The sequence below is a fragment of the Kitasatospora aureofaciens genome (genome assembly GCF_019192735.1).
In the GTDB taxonomy this organism is placed as follows: domain Bacteria; phylum Actinomycetota; class Actinomycetes; order Streptomycetales; family Streptomycetaceae; genus Kitasatospora; species Kitasatospora aureofaciens_A.
Genome location: NZ_JAHTKP010000070.1, coordinates 17000 through 36534, shown reverse-complemented (window position 1 = coordinate 36534; position 19535 = coordinate 17000). Strand labels below are relative to the sequence as shown.

16 protein-coding genes are annotated in these 19535 nt (G+C 73.2%); 5 read left to right on the top strand and 11 right to left on the bottom strand.

Going from position 1 to position 19535, the window contains the following annotated elements; translation table 11 throughout:
- Positions 1-410: 410 nt before the first annotated feature.
- Positions 411-1415: a stage II sporulation protein M gene (locus KV557_RS36045; protein ID WP_218205809.1), complete on the bottom strand. Its 1005-nt coding sequence runs from the start codon at positions 1413-1415 to the stop codon at positions 411-413.
- Positions 1416-1720: 305 nt separating this feature from the next.
- Here KV557_RS36045 and KV557_RS36040 point away from each other — a divergent pair, with 305 nt between their 5' ends.
- Entirely contained in the window at positions 1721-2704 is a 984-nt protein-coding gene (locus tag KV557_RS36040) for an RDD family protein (RefSeq protein WP_218205808.1), read from the top strand.
- Between the two features lie 12 nt (positions 2705-2716).
- On the opposite strand, the gene KV557_RS36035 is transcribed toward KV557_RS36040, so the two are convergent.
- On the bottom strand, positions 2717-3367 hold the full coding sequence (locus KV557_RS36035) for a hypothetical protein (protein WP_218205807.1): 651 nt from the start codon (positions 3365-3367) through the stop codon (positions 2717-2719).
- A gap of 118 nt (positions 3368-3485) precedes the next feature.
- On the opposite strand from KV557_RS36035, the gene KV557_RS36030 reads away from it, so the two are divergent.
- On the top strand, positions 3486-3998 hold the full coding sequence (locus tag KV557_RS36030) for a SigE family RNA polymerase sigma factor (protein WP_218205806.1): 513 nt from the start codon (positions 3486-3488) through the stop codon (positions 3996-3998).
- Positions 3995-5032: a hypothetical protein gene (locus KV557_RS36025; protein ID WP_218205805.1), complete on the top strand. Its 1038-nt coding sequence runs from the start codon at positions 3995-3997 to the stop codon at positions 5030-5032. The genes KV557_RS36030 and KV557_RS36025 overlap by 4 nt, the downstream gene beginning before the upstream one ends.
- Before the next feature lie 69 nt (positions 5033-5101).
- Here KV557_RS36025 and ahcY read toward each other — a convergent pair whose 3' ends face one another.
- The 6 genes from ahcY to KV557_RS35995 form a co-directional block, all read right to left on the bottom strand.
- The gene (gene ahcY / locus KV557_RS36020) at positions 5102-6550 is read right to left on the bottom strand and encodes an adenosylhomocysteinase (RefSeq protein WP_218205804.1); all 1449 of its coding nucleotides are present in this window, start codon (positions 6548-6550) and stop codon (positions 5102-5104) included.
- A gap of 212 nt (positions 6551-6762) precedes the next feature.
- Complete coding sequence (locus KV557_RS36015; protein WP_218205803.1) at positions 6763-7800, bottom strand: cation diffusion facilitator family transporter; 1038 nt, start codon at positions 7798-7800, stop codon at positions 6763-6765.
- 101 nt (positions 7801-7901) lie between these two features.
- Positions 7902-9152, bottom strand: coding sequence for an SIS domain-containing protein (locus tag KV557_RS36010; protein ID WP_218205802.1), 1251 nt, complete (start codon positions 9150-9152; stop codon positions 7902-7904).
- 66 nt (positions 9153-9218) lie between these two features.
- Positions 9219-9401, bottom strand: coding sequence for a Trm112 family protein (locus KV557_RS36005; RefSeq protein ID WP_218205801.1), 183 nt, complete (start codon positions 9399-9401; stop codon positions 9219-9221).
- 90 nt (positions 9402-9491) lie between these two features.
- Complete coding sequence (locus KV557_RS36000; RefSeq protein WP_218205800.1) at positions 9492-10877, bottom strand: phosphomannomutase/phosphoglucomutase; 1386 nt, start codon at positions 10875-10877, stop codon at positions 9492-9494.
- Positions 10878-11035: 158 nt separating this feature from the next.
- Positions 11036-11476 (bottom strand): DUF3499 domain-containing protein, encoded by a 441-nt coding sequence (locus KV557_RS35995; RefSeq protein WP_218205799.1) that lies wholly within the window; start codon positions 11474-11476, stop codon positions 11036-11038.
- A gap of 165 nt (positions 11477-11641) precedes the next feature.
- Here KV557_RS35995 and KV557_RS35990 point away from each other — a divergent pair, with 165 nt between their 5' ends.
- Positions 11642-12094: a metallopeptidase family protein gene (locus KV557_RS35990; protein ID WP_218205798.1), complete on the top strand. Its 453-nt coding sequence runs from the start codon at positions 11642-11644 to the stop codon at positions 12092-12094.
- Between the two features lie 62 nt (positions 12095-12156).
- Here the strand turns inward: KV557_RS35990 and KV557_RS35985 are convergent, their stop codons facing one another.
- The 3 genes from KV557_RS35985 to KV557_RS35975 form a co-directional block, all read right to left on the bottom strand.
- Positions 12157-13860, bottom strand: coding sequence for a DUF5719 family protein (locus tag KV557_RS35985; RefSeq protein WP_256178453.1), 1704 nt, complete (start codon positions 13858-13860; stop codon positions 12157-12159).
- 6 nt (positions 13861-13866) lie between these two features.
- The gene (locus tag KV557_RS44250) at positions 13867-17733 is read right to left on the bottom strand and encodes a glycosyltransferase family 2 protein (protein ID WP_218205797.1); all 3867 of its coding nucleotides are present in this window, start codon (positions 17731-17733) and stop codon (positions 13867-13869) included.
- A gap of 280 nt (positions 17734-18013) precedes the next feature.
- Positions 18014-18286, bottom strand: a complete 273-nt coding sequence (locus KV557_RS35975) for a WhiB family transcriptional regulator (protein WP_030062195.1) — start codon at positions 18284-18286, stop codon at positions 18014-18016.
- A gap of 622 nt (positions 18287-18908) precedes the next feature.
- On the opposite strand from KV557_RS35975, the gene KV557_RS35970 reads away from it, so the two are divergent.
- Positions 18909-19529: a cysteine dioxygenase gene (locus KV557_RS35970; RefSeq protein WP_308130240.1), complete on the top strand. Its 621-nt coding sequence runs from the start codon at positions 18909-18911 to the stop codon at positions 19527-19529.
- Positions 19530-19535 lie beyond the last annotated feature (6 nt).

Below are 19535 nucleotides of genomic sequence, written 5' to 3'. Positions count from 1 at the left end.
TTTTGGCACGCTGTTGAGTTCTCAAGGAACGGACACTTCCTTCGGACCGCCTTCCAGCGGGCCCTCCGGGCGCTTCGTTCTTTCGTGTTTCCAGCTTACCAGATGTTTTCCGCTCCGTTTTCCGGAGTTTCATTCATCCGATTCCCGCTGGCGAGATTTCCTGCAACTTCGCTCCGAAGCTTATCAAAGCTTTCAGTGTGCTCAGTTCGCAGGATTTGCTTCGTCGGAGGGCGCGCATTTCGTGAAACGCGCTCGCCTCGATTCGGCGGTGTCTTAGACACTACGCCTGAGCCCAACCGTTGTCCAGTCGGTCCCAACCGTTCAAACCTACTAGCCCACCCTTACCACGTCAATGGTTTGGTTGGGCTTCGAGAAGAGTAGCAGGTCAGGGGCCTGTTGATCACATCGGCTCAGGCGGCGACGGGCTGCAGGTCCGCCCGATCGGCCGCATCCAGATCACCGGTCTCGCCCTCCGCCGCGGCCTTGCGGCCCAGCACCAGCGCGTACAGCAGGAACGCGACCTCTGCCGCGACGCCGATCGAGATGCGCGCCCAGGTGGGCAGGCCCGACGGGGTCACGAAAGCTTCGAGGACACCGGAGACGGCGAGGACCGTGGTCAGGCCGATGGCCATGCCGATGATGGACCGGCCCTGTTCCGCCAGTGCCGTGGCGCGGGTGCGCGGGCCGGGGTCGATGATCGTCCAGCCGAGCCGCAGGCCGAGGCCGCCGGCCACGAAGACGGCGGTGAGTTCGAGCAGGCCGTGCGGGATCAGCAGGCCGAGGAAGACGTCGAGCCGCCCGGCGGAGGCCATCAGGCCGACACCCACGCCGAGGTTGAGGACGTTCGTCCACATCACGAAGAGAACCGGAATGCCCAGCGCGATCCCGTAGAGCAGGCACTGGGCGGCGATCCAGGCGTTGTTCGTCCAGACCTGCGCCGCGAAGGAGCTGGCCGGGCGGTCCGAGTAGTACGACTCGTACGCGCCGCCGGGGCGGGTCATCTCGCGCAGCGACGCCGGCGTGGCCAGGCTGTTGCGGACCTCGGGGTGGGTGGCGACCCACCAGGCGATCACGGCGGTGGCGATCAGCGAGAGGACCGCGACCGGCAGCCACCAGCGGCGCGAGCGGTACAGCGCGGCCGGGAAGCTCACCGCGTAGTACCGCGCGACGTCCTGCCAGCCGCTGCTGCGGCTGCCGGTGACGGCGGCACGGGCCCGCGAGACCAGGGAGGTCAGCCGGCCCACCAGGGTCGGGTCGGGTGCGGCGGCCTGGACCTTGGCGAGGTGGCCGGTGGCCCGCTGGTAGAGGGTGACCAGCTCGTCCGCCTCCTCCCCGCTGAGCCGGCGCTTCCGGGCGAGGGCGTCCAGCCGGTTCCACTCCCCCTGGTGGGTGGCGACGAAGACGTCCAGGTCCATTCGGCGGCTCCATGGTCGGCGCGGGGCGCGGAGCGCGCACGCGCGGGCGGGCGGGTACGTACGGACACGTGCGGGCCCAGCATGCCAGCAGGGACGGACGCCGTGGGCCCCGGGATCTCACTTCCCGTGCGAGCACCGGGCCCCGTATGTTGGCGCGTGCGGATCGGACTGCAGAGAGCGGGTCGCGGGGGGCCGGTCCTGGATGTCCTCCACCACGACGTCCACGACCTCGGCGACCTCAACGAGCGAGTTCCCACGGCCGCACCGGCCGCACGGGGCTCCACGAGCGTGAACGGACGGGTGTCTTGAGCGACCTGGTGACGGGCGAGGCGGTCGTCCTCGGCCTGCGCACGGCGAAGCTTCCGAGCCGGGCGCTGGCGATCGCGCTCGACCTGGCCGTGGAGTTCGCCGCCCTGCTGGTGACCTCGCTGATCCTGAGCATCACCCTCATCGGCCTCGACGGCGCCGCGCTGACGGCCATCATGCTCGGGCTGACGGTCTTCTTCCTGGTCGGCGTGCCGGTGATGGTCGAGACCCTCAGCCACGGACGTTCGCTCGGCAAGGCCGCGCTCGGCCTGCGGGTGGTGCGCACCGACGGCGGTCCGGTGCGGTTCCGGCACTCGCTGGTGCGCGGGCTGACCGGGTTCTTCGAGCTGATCGCGCTGAGCGGCGCGCCCGCGGTGATCTGCTCGGTGGTGTCCTCGGACGGCAAGCGGCTGGGCGACATCTTCGCCGGGACGCTGGTCGTCCGCGAGCGCACCCCGGGCGGCAGCGGGACGGCGGTCGCGCTGCCGCCGGTGCACCCGCAGCTGCTCCAGGCGATGGGCCGCGAGCTGGTCGCGATGGACCTGTCGGCCGTCCCGGAGCCGCTCTGGCTGGCCATCCGCCAACTGCTCGGTCGCATCGGGCAGTTGGACCTGGCCGTCGCGCACCAACTGTCCGCCCGGCTGGCCGCCGACCTCTCCGCCCGCACCGGCCACCCCCTGCCGCCCGGGCTGCACCCGGCGGCGTACCTCGGCGCGGTGCTCACCGAGCGCCAGCGGCGGGAGTGGACGCGGGCCCAGGGGTACCAGCAGATGTCAGCGGCGCAACCGATGCCCGCCGCGCAACCGATGGCCGCTCCCCAGCACCCGACAGCGGCCCCGCAGCAGGCGCCCGTCCCGGGCCCGATCCCGCCGGCCCCTGCCGCCCCGCCGCCCCTGGCCGCCCCCACCCCGGCACCGGCCGCACCGCCCACGCCTTCCGCCGACCAGCAGCCGTCCGGTATGGGCTTCGCCCCGCCCTCCTGACCAGATGCCGTCCTAGCCGCCGAACTCCACCGGCCAGGCATTCGGCGGCGACTCCAGCTCCTCCAGCTCGATCCCGTCGGCCGCCAGCACCACGTCCCCCGCGAGGTGCACCACCTGCTGCTCACCGGTCTCCAGGTCCGCCACCTGGTACCGCTCCACCAGCAGCGGTCCGGAGTCCGTCGGATGCGTGTCGACGGACTCCAGCAGCCACCCCTGGTCGAAGGTGCGCGGCGCCAGCACCGGCTCGGTGAACGCGACCAGCCGCACCCGCGCACTCGCCCCCTCCCGCAGCCGCAGCAGCCGGGCGGTGGCGACCAGGAAGGCCGGCGAACGGCCGGTGAACCCGTGGGCGCGGTCGTGCCCCTCCACCGCGTGCTCGCCGCCCGGGTCGGCCGCATCGGTCCGCACCCAGGCCACACCGTCCACCGCCCCGCCGCGGACCTGCCAGCCACCGGCCTTCAGCTCCATCCGCAGCGGGCGGGCGCGCGAGTCCAGGGTGAGGTCGACGGTGCCGAGCACCTGGCCCCCGGGCCCGTAGGTCTTGGAGACGTACCTCCAGCCGGCCGGGCCCGGCGCGCAGCTGAAGCGCTCCTCGCCGAGCAGCACGCGGTCGTGGCCAAGAGGAGTCAGAGCTGTGTGGAGCGAGTACCGGCCGTTGGGCATGCCCGAAGCCTACGGGGACGATCTCCGCCCCCGACATGCAACGTTCCGGGCAGGTGTTCGCATTAGGGGGGTGAGCGGCGCGGCTGAGCGCCATCGCTACGAGGAACGGGGGGTGCAGATGGCGAGGCAGGCACACGACGTGGAGTTCACCGAGTACGTGGCTTCCAGGGGCGGCTGGCTGCGGAAGGTCGCCTATCTGCTGTGCGGGGAGTGGCACCGGGCCGACGATCTGGCCCAGGAGACCATCACCAAGCTGTACGTGAACTGGTCGAAGGCCAAGCGCATGGAGAACGTGGACGGTTACGCCCGCAGGGTGCTGATCAACACGTTCCTGAGCGAGCAACGCTCCCCCTGGTGGCGCCGCACGACCCGCACCGACACCGAGCCGGACATCGCCGCCGCGAGCGCCGATCTGGACGTCTCGATCGACCTGCGCCGCGCCCTGGCCGCGCTGCCGCCCCGCCAGCGGGTCACCGTGGTGCTCCGGTACTACTGCGATCTGACGATTGATCAGACGGCTGAGGCACTGGGCTGTTCGTCCGGCAACGTGAAGAGCCAGAGCTCACGCGCGCTGGTCGCGCTCCGCAGCACTCTCGCCCCCCGCCCCGCCGTCGCAGAGAGGACGTCATGACCACCACCGAGCACAGCGACCTGGCCGCCCGCCTGGCAGCCCTGGCCGACGAACCGGCACCACCGGCGGCCTTCGACATCGCCACGTCCATCGTGCGGGGGCGGGCCCGCCTCCGCCACCGGCGGCGGGCGCAGGTCGGCGCGGTGGCCGCCGCGACGGCTGCCGCGGTCACGGCCGTCCTGCTGCTGGCACCCGGCGGCGGCATACCGACCACGCGCCTCCTGCCGGCGGCCCCGCGCACGGACCATCCGATCGTCGCCCCCGCGACGCCGATCGGCACGCCCACCGACCCGCTGGTCGCCGGCGGCACGTTCGGCTGGCTCCCCGACTGGCTGGACCACGAACGCAACGTCGGTTACCAGGCGAGCCAGGATGCCGTCGTCACCATCGCGGGTCTGGGGGGCCCGTCGGGGCGGAGTCTCAGCCTCCTCGTCCACCCCGCCGGACCCGAGCCCGCGCTGATCGACTCGCCGACGCAGAAGGAGGAGAAGGAACCCGCTCTCGCCGTCAACGGCCGGACCGCGTACTGGGTGACCAATCCGACGCACCCGACGTACGACAGCGGAAGGCGAGTCCTGCGCTGGCAGACCACCTCCGGCCGCTGGGCGCAGCTGATCTCGAACCGCCCGCGCGGCACCGAGATCCCCGACGACGTGCTGCTCCGCGTCGCGGCCGACGTCCAGGTCGGCGAGCGGGCCGTCCCGCTGCCGTTCTGGCTGTCCGGGCTGCCGGCGGGCCTCCGGCCGACGGAGGCCCTCCTGACTCGTCCCGCGGTCGGGCAGCCCTGGACCGCAACTGTCGGCCTCACGCTCGACGACATGTCCATCGGACTCATCGTGGCCCCGGACGGCGAACAGCGGTACGGGAAGTCCAACACGAGCTGCCGTTCGGAGCAGGGCCTCAAGATCTGCGCGACGGTGGAGTCCGAGAGCCTGCCACTGGCCCAACGCTACGGGGGCCTGGCGGCCTTGACCGAGCTGGTGCACGTCACCGGCGTCGACCCGTCCACCTGGACCACCGACGTGATCCGCTGACCGCACCCGAAGACACCGGTGGCCGGCACCCGCGGGGGTGTGCCGGCCACCGGCGTACGTGTCACCGCATCAGTAGCGGTACTGCTCCGGCTTGTACGGACCCTCGACCGGGACGCCGATGTAGTCGGCCTGATCCTGCGTCAGCGTGGTCAGCTTCACGCCCAGCGCGTCCAGGTGCAGACGGGCCACCTTCTCGTCCAGGTGCTTCGGCAGCACGTACACACCGACCGGGTACTGCTCGGTCTTCGCGAACAGCTCGATCTGCGCGATCGTCTGGTTCGCGAACGAGTTCGACATCACGAACGACGGGTGGCCGGTCGCGTTGCCCAGGTTCAGCAGACGGCCCTCGGACAGCACGATGATCGTGCGGCCGTCCGCCTTGCGCCACTCGTGCACCTGCGGCTTGACCTCGGTCTTCACCACACCCGGGAGCTTCGCCAGACCGGCCATGTCGATCTCGTTGTCGAAGTGGCCGATGTTGCCCACGATCGCCTGGTGCTTCATCCGCTCCATGTGCGAAGCCAGGATGATGTCCTTGTTGCCGGTCGTGGTGATGAAGATGTCGGCGGTCTCGACGACGTCGTCCAGCGTCGCGACCTGGTAGCCGTCCATCGCCGCCTGCAGCGCGCAGATCGGGTCGATCTCGGTGACGATGACGCGCGCGCCCTGGCCGCGCAGCGACTCCGCGCAGCCCTTGCCCACGTCGCCGTAGCCGCAGACGACCGCGACCTTGCCGCCGATCAGCACGTCCGTGGCGCGGTTGATGCCGTCGATCAGCGAGTGCCGGCAGCCGTACTTGTTGTCGAACTTCGACTTCGTCACCGAGTCGTTCACGTTGATGGCCGGGAACAGCAGCTTGCCGTCACGGTGCATCTCGTACAGGCGGTGGACACCGGTGGTGGTCTCCTCGGTCACGCCCTTGATGGTGGCGGCGACCTCGGTCCACTTGTTCGGGGTGTCCTTCAGGGTGCGGTTCAGCAGCTCCAGGATGATCCGGAACTCGTCGTTGTCCGCGGTCGACGGGTCCGGCGCGGCGCCGGCCTTCTCGAACTCGACGCCCTTGTGGATCAGCAGGGTGGCGTCACCGCCGTCGTCCAGGATCATGTTCGGGGTCTTGCCGTCCGGCCAGGTCAGCGCCTGCTCGGTGCACCACCAGTACTCCTCCAGCGTCTCGCCCTTCCAGGCGAACACCGGCACACCCTGCGGGTTCTCCGGGGTGCCCGCCGGGCCGACCGCGATGGCGGCCGCGGCGTGGTCCTGGGTGGAGAAGATGTTGCACGAGCACCAGCGGACCTCGGCACCCAGCGCCGTCAGGGTCTCGATCAGCACGGCGGTCTGGATGGTCATGTGCAGCGAGCCGGTGATGCGGGCGCCGGCCAGCGGCTGCGACTCCGCGTACTCGGCGCGGATCGCCATCAGGCCGGGCATCTCGTGCTCGGCCAGCTGGATCTCCTTGCGGCCGAACGGCGCCAGGGAAAGGTCGGCGACCTTGAAGTCACCGGTGATGTCGGTCGACATACGTCTGCTCCTCGCTGATGGGGTGGGGCACGGCCAAAAGGTCCTGGGTGTGCGTCGCAACGCGGCGGTGCCGTACGGGTGCACGGCCACACCGGGGCCGCCGGGCCCGTGACTTGCCGGACCGGCTCCCTGTGCTCGGCACAAACCGTCGGAGGACCTCTCTCCCTCGACCGGGGCACACCCTACGGGGGCGGACCGCCGATCGACCGCCATCAGCAGCGACGTTCTGGCTCTGGTGACGAATCTACACCGGCGGTCCCGCCCGCAGTCCCCGGATGAAGGATTTCCGGCCCGGGCCCGCCCGGGGTGGCCGCGGGGTCCTCGCCGGCCGCCGCCTTCTCGGCGCTGTAGACGTCCGGTTCCAGGTAGATCGCCCGGGCGATCGGGACGGCCGCCCGCACCCGTTCCTCGGCCGCGTCGATCGCCGCCGCCACCCGGGCGGCGCTGTCCTCCGCGTTGACGGCGATCTTGGCGGCGACCAGCAGTTCCTCCGGGCCCAGGTGGAGGGTACGCATGTGGATCACGCCGGTGACCGCGTCCCCGTCGACCAGTGCCGCGCGGATCCGCCGCACCGACTCCCGGTCGGCGGACTCGCCGAGCAGCAGCGACTTGGTCTCCAGCGCGAGCACCACGGCGATCACCACCAGCAGGACGCCGATGCACAGGGTGCCGACGCCGTCCCAGACGCCGTTCCCGGTGATCACGGTGAGCGAGACGCCGAGCAGCGCGAACACCAGGCCGATCAGCGCGCCGGTGTCCTCCAGCAGCACCACCGGGAGTTCGGGCGCCTTCGCGGTGCGGATGAACTGCACCCAGCCCTGGCTGCCCTTGGCCTTCGCCGACTCGCGCATCGCGGTGCGGAAGGACCAGCCCTCCATCGCGATCGCGAACACCAGCACGCCGACCGCCCAGTACCAGGAGTCCAGCTGCTCCGGGTGGCCGACCTTGTGCCAGCCCTCATAGATCGCGAACAGGCCGCCGACGCTGAACAGCACGATGGCCACCAGAAAGCCGTAGACGTAGCGCTCACGGCCGTACCCGAACGGGTGCTCCTCGTCCGCCGCCCGGCGCGCCCGCTTGCCGCCGACGAGCAGCAGCACCTGGTTGCCGGAGTCGGCGACGGAGTGCACACCCTCGGCCAGCATCGACGGGGACCCGGTGAGGCCGAAGGCGGTGAACTTGGCCGCCGCGATGGCCAGGTTCGCGGACAGCGCCGCGACCAGGGCCTTGGTACCGCCTTCCGTACTCATGCGCCCGCCTCGCTGCGCTCGGCAGGGGCATTCGCCCATGCGCGTCTCTTGATGATGAGCTCGCTCCGCTCACTCATACGCTCACCGTAACGGGGGCGCGCTCAGGACTGCGCGGCGGCGAGCCCCAGGTAGACGGCGGCGAAGTCGGTCAGTGCGACCAGGTCGGCCAGCGCGTGCAGCGGGTCGGGCCGGGTGCTGGCGTACTCGGTGAGCCGGACGTCGTGCGCGGCGGCGAGCCGGTGCGCCCGGGTGACGCCGAAGCTGCGCGGGCCCTCGTCGTCCTCCGGCACCTCGGCCGGGCCGTGGTCCTCGTCGAACGGGCCGCCGGCGGTGCCCGGGGTGTGCCGCAGCAGCAGGACCTGGAGGTGCAGCGGGTCCGGCTCCTCGACCCGGTCGCGGAAGAAGTCGTCCGGGTCCGCCCCCGCACCGAGCTGGCCGATGAACATGCCTCGGTGCTCGGTGAGCGCCTGCGGCAGCAGCCCGGCCAGCGCCGGGCGGCCCGCCCGGTCGGCCAGCTGGGCGGCGAAGCGGGCGACGACGGCCCCGGCCACCGGGCCCTCGGCCCACAGCAGCGGGACGGTCCCGGCCATCCGGGCGGCGAGGCTCTTGGCCGGGTTGGTGTACGCGGCGGCGTCGGGGCGGCAGCGGACGGCGGCCGCGTCCAGAAGGTCGGCGGTGGCCGGCAGCGCGTCGTACGGCAGCTGGGTGAGGCCGAGCTTCTGGGCCAGCGCCAGCAGCGGGGTGAGGTGGGACCAGAGCGCGGCCGGGTCCTCGGCGGGGAGGTCGGGCTCGGCAGCGGGGGCGGTCGGCGCCTCGTCCTCCGGCAGGGCGGTCGGCACGAACGGCAGCGGCAGCGCCCGCACCTGGAGGGCTGCCTCGGCGAGCGGGCTGCCCACCGGTGCGATGACGACGATCGCGCAGCCGCGCGCGTAAGCCTGTTCGGCGAGGCCGATCAGGCCCTGCTCGCCGCCGTCGGCGGAGCTGACCACCAGCAGGTCGAGCGGGCCGGCCCAGCCGGGCAGCTGCCAGCCGAGCCCGGCGGTGAAGGCGGGCGGCGCGCCGGCCCGGTCGGCGCGCGGGGCGGCGGCGTCGGTGGGCGGCAGCGGGGTGACCAGCGTGCTCGTCCCGGCAAGCGCGGCCAGGATCCCGCCCGCCGTCAGGGCGCTGCCGTGGCCGGCGACCAGGACGACGCGCGGGCGGCCGTCGGGCCGCAGCCGGTCGAGGCCGGCCGCGTCGGCGAGCCGCAGCGCGGTGCGGACCCGGGCCCCGGAGCCGGCCAGGGCGAGCAGCGCGCGGTCGCGGTCGGCGCGCTGAAGGGCGGCCGGGTCGTCGAGCAGGGTGTCGTCGAGCATGCGGCTGGCCTCCGGCTGCTGTCCTGGGAGCGCTGGGCTGGCGGGGTGGGGCGTCGCCCCCAAGGATCAGGCCGGGCGGCGGGCCTCGTCCACCAGGAGGACCGGAATGCCGTCGCGGACCGGGTACGCGAGGCCGCAGTCCGTGCCGGTGCAGACCAGCTCGGGCTGCTCCTCGGTGCCGCCCTCGGTGAGCGCGGCCCGGCACTGCGGGCAGACCAGGATCTCCAGCAGGAAGGATTCGAGCTTCATGTGAGGGACTCCAGACATCGGGTGCGGCACGGCGGTGCCCCGGCCGATAGGCAACCCTACCGGCCGGGGCACGGGCCCCAAGCCTTCGGCTCAGGCGCGGACGATCGCCAGGACGCCGTCGCGCAGCTCGGCCATCTTCGCCGGGTCCTTGGCCTCGACGTTGAGACGCAGCAGCGGCTCGGTGTTGGAGGCGCGCAGGTTGAACCACCAGTCCGGGCCGGCCACGGTGAGGCCGTCCAGCTCGTCGACGGTGGTGCCCTCCAGGCCGGCGTAGGCGGCGCGGACGGCGGCCGAGCGGTCGGCCTGGTCGGCGACGGTGCTGTTGATCTCGCCGGAGGCGGCGTACCGGTCGTACTCGGCGGTGAGCGCGGACAGCGTGCCCGGCTGCCCGCCGAGGGCGGCCAGCACGTGCAGGGCGGCCAGCATGCCGGTGTCGGCGCGCCAGAAGTCGCGGAAGTAGTAGTGGGCGGAGTGCTCACCGCCGAAGACGGCGTCGGTGACGGCCATCTCCTGCTTGATGAAGGAGTGGCCGACCCGGGTGCGGACCGGGGTGCCGCCGAGCTCGCGGACCACCTCGGGGACGGTCCAGGAGGTGATCAGGTTGTGGATGATCGTCGGCTCGTCCTCGCCGGCGGCCCGGGCGCGGGCGATCTCGCGGGCGGCGACCAGGGCGGTGATGGCGGACGGCGAGACCGGCTCGCCGCGCTCGTCGACGACGAAGCAGCGGTCGGCGTCGCCGTCGAAGGCGAGGCCGAGGTCGGCGCCGACCTCGCGGACCTTGGCCTGCAGGTCGACGATGTTCTTCGGGTCGAGCGGGTTGGCCTCGTGGTTGGGGAAGGTGCCGTCCAGCTCGAAGTACATCGGGACGAGCTCGATCGGCAGGCCGTCGAAGACGGTCGGCACGGTGTGGCCGCCCATGCCGTTGCCGGCGTCGACGGCGACCTTGAGCGGGCGGATCGCGCCGAGGTCGACCAGGCCCAGCAGGTGGTCGGCATAGCCGCGCAGGGTGTCCTGCTCGGACAGCGCGCCGGGCTTCACGTCCTTGGCCGGGATCGTGACGGTGTCGTCCTCGGCGGTCCAGGACTCGACCAGCTCGCGGATCTCGGCGAGGCCGGTGTCCTGGCCGACCGGGGCGGCGCCGGCCCGGCACAGCTTGATGCCGTTGTACTGGGCCGGGTTGTGGCTGGCGGTGAACATCGCGCCGGGCAGGTCGAGGCTGCCGCTGGCGTAGTAGAGCTGGTCGGTCGAGCAGAGCCCGATCTGGACCACGTCGGCGCCGTAGGCCGCGGCGCCCTCGGCGAAGGCCCGGGTGAGCGACGGCGAGGAGGGCCGCATGTCGTGGCCGACGACGATCGCGGACGCGCTGGTGACCTGCACGAACGCGGCGCCGAAGGCCCGGGACAGGCTCTCGTCCCACTGGTCCGGAACGACGCCTCGGACGTCGTACGCCTTCACGAGCTGCTTGAGGTCGCGCACTGCGGCTCCACCCTGGTCTCTGTACTGATCGGTGTGCTGTGATCGGCGGCTGACCGCCCCCGGTCACGATACGTCGGGGCACCGCGCCGTCGGTCGACGGTCGGCGGTAGACGGGCAGCGTACCCGGGCCGGACGAACGTCCCGTGCCGGGTGAGGCGTCAGTTGTCGGGCGAGCGGAGGACCCGGAGGTGGCCGCGGCGGCCGCCCTCGGTGGACTCGCCCTCGGGCGCGCGGCCCTGACGGGGGGTCTGCGGGCGGGCGGCCTCGCGGACGGCGTTGGCGAGGGCTTCCAGATCGTCGCTGCTGCGGCGCAGCGGTCCGGCCTCGGCGGCGAGCCGGACGACCTCCCAGCCGCGCGGCGCGGTGAGGCGCTCGGCGTGCTCGGCGCACAGGTCGTAGCAGTGCGGCTCGGCGTAGGTGGCGAGCGGGCCCAGCACGGCGGTGGAGTCCGCGTAGACGTACGTCAGCGTTGCGACGGCCGGCCGGCCGCACGCGGTCCGCGAACAACGACGTACAGAGCTCACGAGGGTGGACGGTACCGCACTCCTCGCCGGGGAGCGAAGACCGCCTGCCCGGTAGGTGCCCGTGTCGCCGTCCATGCGCCTCGGACACCCCCCTTCGCTCCGCTCGGCGGAGCGAGAGCGGAGCGCGCCCCTCCAATGCCTCGCTCGCTCCGCTCGCTCAGGTGTGCGCCCGCCACCCCGGGCGTTTCCCCGCCGGAGTGGTCCACTTCCGACCGTCCAAGGACTACCCTCGGCAGTGATATGGACAGCTCTGCACCGCAGTCATCGACGGGACCCTCGCGCCGTCCCCGGCACCGCGACCGGCACGGCAGGGGGCTGCGCGGCCCGCTGGCGCCGCCCCAGGTGCCGATCTCGCTCACCCGCTCCGAATTGTTCGACGACTACGTGCGCGAGTCGGTGGAGCGTCTTGAGCGGCGTTGGCCGCAGCTGATCGAGGTGGAGTTCGCCGTCCAGGAGGTGCCGCTGCCCGAGGCGGACGGCGCGGACACCGAGGACGGGGTGCCGCTGGGCCGGGTGTCGCCGGGCCGGCAGGGACACAAGAGCCAGATCGTGGTGTACCGGCGGCCGGTGGAGATCCGGGCGAAGACCCGGGAGGACCGGGCGGCGCTGGTACACGAGATCCTGATCGAGCAGGTGGCGGAGCTGCTGGGGCTGTCGCCGGACGCCATCGACCCGCGCTACGACGAGGACTGACGCCAGGACGCCAGACCGAAAGGCGGTACCCGGAGCCCCGGGTACCGCCTTCTCACGTCCGGTCAGCGCTGCACGACGCCCGGATCCTGGGCGGCCTGCGGCACCTTGACGCTGCTGTGGTCGTCGCGCAGCGCCTGGACGGTGAACATCGGCACGTCCTTGGTGGGGATCGCCAGCATCCGGGCGGCCACCACCGGGCCGCCGGAGACGGTCTCCACGGTGAGCGCGAAGCTGCCGTTCAGCCCGCCGGGCTCGGGCGCGGGGAGGGAGACGGTGCCGCCGGCCGGCACCTGGACGTCCTTGCTCACCGGGGTGCCGCCGCCGGCGCCCGCCGAGGCGGTGACCCGGACGGAGGCGGCGTCACCGGTGGAGGTCAGGAACAGCGTGGACGCGCCGGCCCGGTTGTCGGCCACCGTGGCGCGGGCGCCGACCGGCGCGCTGCCGGTGAGCCAGGCCGCGTCGGTCTTGCCGTTCGGCCCGGCCCGGTCGACCCGCAGCCCGGCCACGATCGCGGTGGCGTGCTTGTCGTCGCTGGGCGACAGCCGCAGCCCGGCCACCTCGTCGCGGGTGACCTTGCCGAGGTCGACGGCGGCCACCATGCCCGCCTTGACGTGGATGGACTCGTTGCCGGCCGGGGTGAACCAGCCGTTCTTGCCGGAGAGCTGGATCTTCAGGTCGGCGTCGTCCTCCGGCGGCGCCCACACCACCAGCCGGGCGGAGGAGGTGTCGGCGGGCAGGCCGGGCAAAACCTGGGTGGGGGCGGGCTCGATGGAGGCCGGGACCCAGTCCGCGCCCTTGTTGCCGTCGGCGGCGTGCAGGGCGGCGCCGACCCGCCCGCTGCGGGCCACCACGTGCACGGCGAGGTCGGTGACCGCGCCCTTGGTGAGGGTGGACAGCAGGACGGACTGGGAGCTGCCGGGGGCGACGGTGATGCCGTTGGCGGCGTCGTTGTCGATCAGGCCCTTGTCGCCGTACAGCTTGATGTCGACCACGGCGGCGGAGGACTCGGTGTTCACCAGGCTGAGGTAGTCGACCCGGTCGCCGGCCGTGCTGGCCCCGGCGAACCAGAAGCTGGTGCCGGCCGGGGTGCAGGTGAGGCCGGACAGGCCCAGGCCGCGCTGCTCGGTGACGACGGTGGTCTGGGTGACCGTGAAGCCGGGGGCTAGGGCGCCGGTGGCGGTGGCCCCGGCGCCGGGCGCGGTGTCGCCGTTGGCGGCGGGGGCGGTCGCCGGGGTGCCGGGCTTGGTCAGGGTCAGCCGGGCGTCGGCGGGCGCGCCGCCCTTGTCCGGGGCGGCCGGAGCGGCCGAGCCGGTCGGCGCCGGGGTGGCGGGCGCCGTCGGAGTCGGGGTGGCCGAGGCCGAGGGTGCGGCGGTCGGGGGCGTCGCGGGCGCGACAGCGTCGGAGAGCCAGCCGGCCCCGCCGGTGGCGCCGCCGGTGCCGGGCGGGGTGTAGGCGGTGAGGCTGGTCGAGCCGGTCAGGCCCTGGAGCGGCTGCGGGCAGACCGCCGCCGTCCGCTCGACCTGTGCGGTGGTCGCCGCGGCGCCCTGGTCGCCGGTGGCCGGGGCGGCCGGCGGACGGGCCTCGGCGATCCCGAACACCACCGCGAGCACGGCGGCGGCGGCCAGCAGGGACTGCGTGGTCCGGCTGCCGCCGGAGCGCCCGGCGGGCCCGGCCACGGGGGCGGCGGCCTCGGCCGGTTCGGCTGCGGCGTACTCGGCCTCGACGGCCTCCGGCGCGGACTTCTTCCTGAAGGCGGGCTTCTTCATCGCGGGTCAGCTCCCCGATCCGTGGTGGTGCGGGTACCGGCCCGTCCCGTTGGGGTCGTTCGGGTCGTAGTAGGGCTCGGCCTGCGGCTGCCCCGGCACCCACGGCTGCTGGTGCTCCGTCTGCTGATAGGGGTCGTAGCCGTACTGCGGGTCCTGCGAGTACTGCTGCTCGTAGCCCTGCTGTTCGTAACCCTGCTGACCCTGCTGCTCGTAGTCCTGCTGGGGGTACGCCTGCTGGTAACCGTCGTAGCCCTGGCCGCCGTACGGCGCGGCCACCGGCTGCTGCGCGGTGTAGGGGTCGTAGCTGTACGGGTCGGCCTGCTGGTACGTCTGGTACGGGTCGGCGTACGGCTCGGCCTCCTGGACGGCGGCCGCCGCCTGGACGGCCTCGGTCACCGGCTCACCGGAGGGCTGCGCCGGGATCGCGCCCGGCCGGCCCTCGTACACCCCGGCGTCCTCGGCGCCCGGCTCGCCGCCCTCGCCGCGCTCGGCCATCCGGCGGGCCCGGCGGCTGCCGGGGGCGGGGGCCTGCGCCTGGGCGGCGGCGGCCAGCGCGGCGGCGGCCACCACCTCCTCGGGCAGGTCGTCGTCCTTGTGGCTGCGGCGGCCGGGCAGGGCGAGCACCAGGATGGTCAGGCCGACGAGCACCTGCCCCCAGATCCAGCCGGTGTGCAGCAGGCTGCTCTCGCGGGTGACGACCAGCTTGCCGCCGCTCGCCGGGAGCTTGAAGCCCTGCGCCCAGCCATCGACCGTGGTCGGCTCCAGGGCAGTGCCGTCCAGGGTGGCCTTCCACTCGGGGGCGGCGGACTCGGCGAGCCGCAGCACCCGGCCGTCGGCCCCGGCCGGGACGGTGGTGTTGAGGTCGCGGACGCCCGCCGGGACCACCACCGGGTTCGCGCCCTGGGCGGTGATCACCGCGCGGACCGCGGGGGTGCCGTTGACCTGCCAGAGCGCGGCCTCGCCGTCCTGGTTGGCCTTGACCAGGCCGGGGGTGGCGTCCAGGACGTCCTTGAACGCGCCGATCACCGGCTGCTCGACCACCACGTAGGCGATGCCGTAGCCGGACAGTGCGCCGGCCTGGTCCGCGCCCGAGCCGGCCAGCAGGCTGCCGACCACCTTGTTCAGGCCGTCCAGGGTGCCGGTCGCCGGGTCGACGGTGGACTCGGCCTGGCCGAGCGTCAGACCGGCGCCGCGGACCACGGTGTAGCGGACCGAGCCGCCGCTCTTCTCCCCGGTGACGACCAGGGTGCGGGCCCGGTCGGTGGTCCCGGCCTCCTCGGCGACGAACGCGGGCACCTGGCCCGCCTGGGCGCGGTGCAGCGGACCGTCCGCGCCGGTGACGGCCCACCAGAGGCCGGCGCCCAGCGGGGCGAGCGCCGCGGCGGCCACCACCAGGGCGGCGACCGGCTGGCGCCAGCCGAAGGCGATGCCGGCCACACGGGCGTTGGCGCCGTCGGCGCCGATCGCGGCGGCGGCCAGCAGGGCGATCCCGGCGATCAGGGTGGCCGGACCGGCCCAGGCGGGCACGGCCGGACCGCCCGAGGCGGGGGTCACGGAGGTGCCGGCCACGGCGACGGCGAAGACCATGCCCGCGCCGGCCGCGCCCCAGGCGGCGAGCACCGCGCGACGGCGGTCGGCGCGCAGCAGCGCGGCGAGCGCGGCCAGCACCACACCGGCCGACAGCCACGTCGGCGGCACCCCGGCGCCGCCGGGGTTGACCAGCACCAGGCCGAGCGCGCTCGCGCCGCTGCCGTGCAGGCCCGGCAGACCGGCCTCCAGCAGCAGCGACTGCGGGTGCGACAGCACCTTCAGCGACCACGGCGCGAGCACGGCCACCGGCACCGCGAGCACGACCAGGATGCGCAGGCCGAGCAGCCGCAGCGCCGCCCCGCCGGAGCCGAAGGCCCCGCCGCGGACGACCGCCACGGCCAGCGTGGCCAGGCAGAGCGGCACCGCGAGCGCCCAGGTCAGCGGGACGAAGGCGGTGGCCAGGGTGAGCAGCAGGACGGTCATCCAGACCGGCCGCCAGCCGGGCCGGGCGCCCTTGGCGGCGCTCTCGTCGCGGATGCCGAGACCGGCGGTGATCGCGGCGGCGCGGGCCAGCGGCGGCAGCAGGACGGCGAGGACGGCGGTGCCGATCCGGCCCTGGGCGAGCGCGCCGGTCGCGGCGGGCAGCAGCGCGTAGGTGGCGCTGGCCCAGGCGCGGACCAGCTTGGAGTCCAGCAGCGGACGGGAGACCAGGTAGGCACTGACCGCGGCCAGCGGCACCGTCAGCACGAGCAGCAGGGTGATCGCGAGGTCGGCGTGGCCGAACAGCATCCAGGACAGCACCGCGAGCACGCCGAGGTACGGCGGTGCGGCGGCGGTCGATCCTGTGCCGACGGGGTGCCAGGCGTCGGCGTACATCGACCAGAGGCCGCCGGCGCCGTCGGTGGCCGGCAGCAGGGCGCCGCCGAACAGGTCACCGCTGCCGAGCAGGCTGCGACAGGCGACCAGCGCGAACACCAGCAGGCCCGCGAACAGGACGGGAGCCGGGCGCCGCGCCAGCTTCTTGATCAGCGCGAACTGCTCGACGACCAGGTCCTCGGCGTCGTCGTCGCCACCGGCCTCGGCCGAGCCGTGCCGGCCGCCGGAGTCGTCCGCACCCCCTATCCCCAGCGAGCTGATGACGCCCTCGACGGCGAGCCGAGTCGTGGCACCGGGCGCCGGGAAGAGCGTGCGATCGTCCAGGGCGTCGGCCGCCCGGGTACGGGCGCGGCGTTTGCGCGCGACCAGCAGCCGCGGGAAGCGGACGAGTTCGTGGCCGAGCCCGGCGAGTTCGTCGAAGGCCTGCTTCGGGTCCTTGCCCAGCAGGTTGGTGACGGCCCGCAGCAGCGTGCCGAGCACCAGGCGCAGCAGGACGTACGGAAAGAGCACGCCCTTGCAGTTGGTGAGCAGGGTGTAGACGGCACCGGCCTTGTCCACCCGGTGCGGGTGGGAGGAGCCGCAGTCGATGGCGCGGCGCTCGCGGCTGGCCGCCTCGGCGTGCCGGAGCACGGCGTCGGGGGCGACCACCACGCGATGGCCGGCGGCGTTGACCCGCCAGCAGAAGTCGGCGTCGTCGCGCATCAGCGGCAGCGCCTTGTCGAAGCCGCCGAGCTCCTCGAAGACGTCCCGGCGCACCAGCATGCCCGCGGAGGAGACGGCGAGCACCGGGCGGACCTGGTCGTGCTGGCCCTGGTCCTGCTCGCGGCGGTCGAGCCCGGTCCAGCGGCGGCCGGAGCGGGCGATGGTGACGCCGACCTCCAGCAGCTGGCGGCGGTCGTACCAGCTGCGCAGCTTGGGGCCGACCACGGCGGCGCTGGGGGTGGAGTCGGCGACCTGGAGCAGCCGGCGCAGCGCGTCGGTCTGCGGCTCGCAGTCGTCGTGCAGCAGCCAGAGCCACTCGACCGGCTGGGTCTCGCGCGGGCCGCCGCGGCCGAGGTCGTCCTCCTGGGCGAGCGGGTCGCCGAAGTCGTCCCAGCCGCCGGTGACCGGGTCGTAGCCGGAGGGGTCGAGCCGGTACGGGAGGTCCTCGGGGCGAAGCGGCGGGCTGTTGAACACGGCCTCGGCGACGGCGGTGCCGAAGCCCGCCCGACGGCCGAGGATCAGCGGGCCGCTCTCGGGCAGCCAGTCGGCGAGGGTGTCCGCGAGCAGCTGCGGGGAGTTGTCGGTGGATCCGGTGTCGACGGCGAGCACCCGCTGGACCTGGCGGTCCTGGCCGAGCAGGCCGGCCAGGGCCTGCGGCAGCCAGCGGGCGCCGTCGTGCGAGACGATCACGGCGGTGACCAGGTGGCGCGGGTAGGCGGGCGGCCTGGCAGCGGTGAAGCCGCTCTGGTGGCTGTAGACGGTCATCGAGTGCGCGGGCCCCAGTTCTCGGTGGACACAGCCGGTGAACGGCAACCGGATGGCGCACCACACTAACGGCTCCGGGTAGCGCCTTCGTCCGCGGTGTCCGCGCGGGGCCGGTGAATCCGTGCAGAACCGGTGAAGAGGGGGCGGGAACGGGAAGCGGCCCCAGGAGCGGCCACAAGAACCACAAGTGCGGCCACAAGAAAGCGCCCCACCACCGCGGTGAGGCGCCTGTACAGCTGTGTGGTTGTCGTCCGATCAGCGGGGGTCAGGAGCCACCCGGTCAGACCGCGCTCTTCTTGAGCCGGCGGCGCTCACGCTCCGAGAGGCCGCCCCAGATCCCGAAGCGCTCGTCGTTGGCGAGGGCGTACTCCAGGCACTCGGAGCGGACCTCGCAGGCGAGGCAGACCTTCTTGGCCTCGCGGGTTGAGCCGCCCTTCTCGGGGAAGAAGGACTCGGGGTCGGTCTGGGCACACAACGCGCGCTCCTGCCAACCGAGTTCCTCCTCGTCCTCCGCGATGCCGTCACCGATCAACAGCTCAAAGAGCTCGCTCATGTGGCGCGCCTCCTCTGCCCCTACTTGGCGTCCCCGTGGTTGCCGTTGCCTCGTGCGGCCGACGACACGAGTGAAATTACAGTTGCGTCACTCTGGCTCAGTCAAGCCGAGCTCTGGTATTGGGGCCAGGATTCACTCCTCGGCACCAAGCCGTTACGAATAGTGTACATATCCGGACACATCGGACTTTCCGCCCGAATGCCCCGGAGGGCGTCGAACCATCCGCAACCATCCGCCGAGTGACGCTCGGTCACCATGACAGGCCGGTCATCGCCCTGCCTTCCCGGCGATCTTCCCATCGAAACATAGACGGTGATTTATCACCCCATCCGGTACTTCCGGACCGAATCCACCCGAATGCCGCATCTCCGGGTTTGACACCGGCCCCGTGGATACGGTCTCCTTTCCCCCATGTCAGAGTTCGCCAGCCCCCGGAGCGGTTCCGCGCTCCGCCGTGCCGTGAACTCTTGTTGTCGCCTCTGTTCCTGCTGTATCTAGGCGCCCGCGTCCCACCGCGCGCCGCCCCAGGAAGCACAGAGGCCGCCCGCGACTCCTGCCCCAGGACATCCCGGATCCGGCTGATCCCCTTGACGAACCAGCCGCCACTCCGAGGACGACTCCCGTGCGCATGACCCGCATCCGCAAGCGGAACCGCGACCGCAACAAGCTCGCCCGCCGAGGGCTCACGCCCGCCGCCGCCCGTTCCGGCCGCTGGAGCGACGGCCTCAGCGACGTCTCCATCGCCGGCGACCCGCTCGCCTTCCCGCACCTCGCCCGCACCGACCTGCCCAGCCACCCCACCACCATCGCCGGCTACGCCCGGCTGGTCCGGGAGATCGCCGCCGACCGCGCCCGCTGGGAGCCGCTCGTCCGGTACGACGCGCTCACCCGCTGGTACGCCCGGCTGGAGACCGGCCCCGGCTACGAGGTCTGGCTGCTCAGCTGGCTGCCCGGCCAGAGCAGCGGCTTCCACGACCACGGCGCGTCCTCCGGCGTGCTGACCGTCGTCCGGGGCGAACTCGTCGAGCGCTCCCTCACGCACGCGGGCGAAGGCACCCGCACCCTGCGGCCCGGCGGGCAGCGGGTGTTCTCGTCCGGCTACCTGCACGAGGTGGTCAACGGCACGCTGGAACCGGCCGTCTCCATCCACCTCTACACGCCGGGCCTCACCGAGATGAACCAGTACGGCGGCGCCACCACCGTCCCCGAGCAGCACCCGCAGGACCGGGCCGAGACGCGCTGAGCCCGG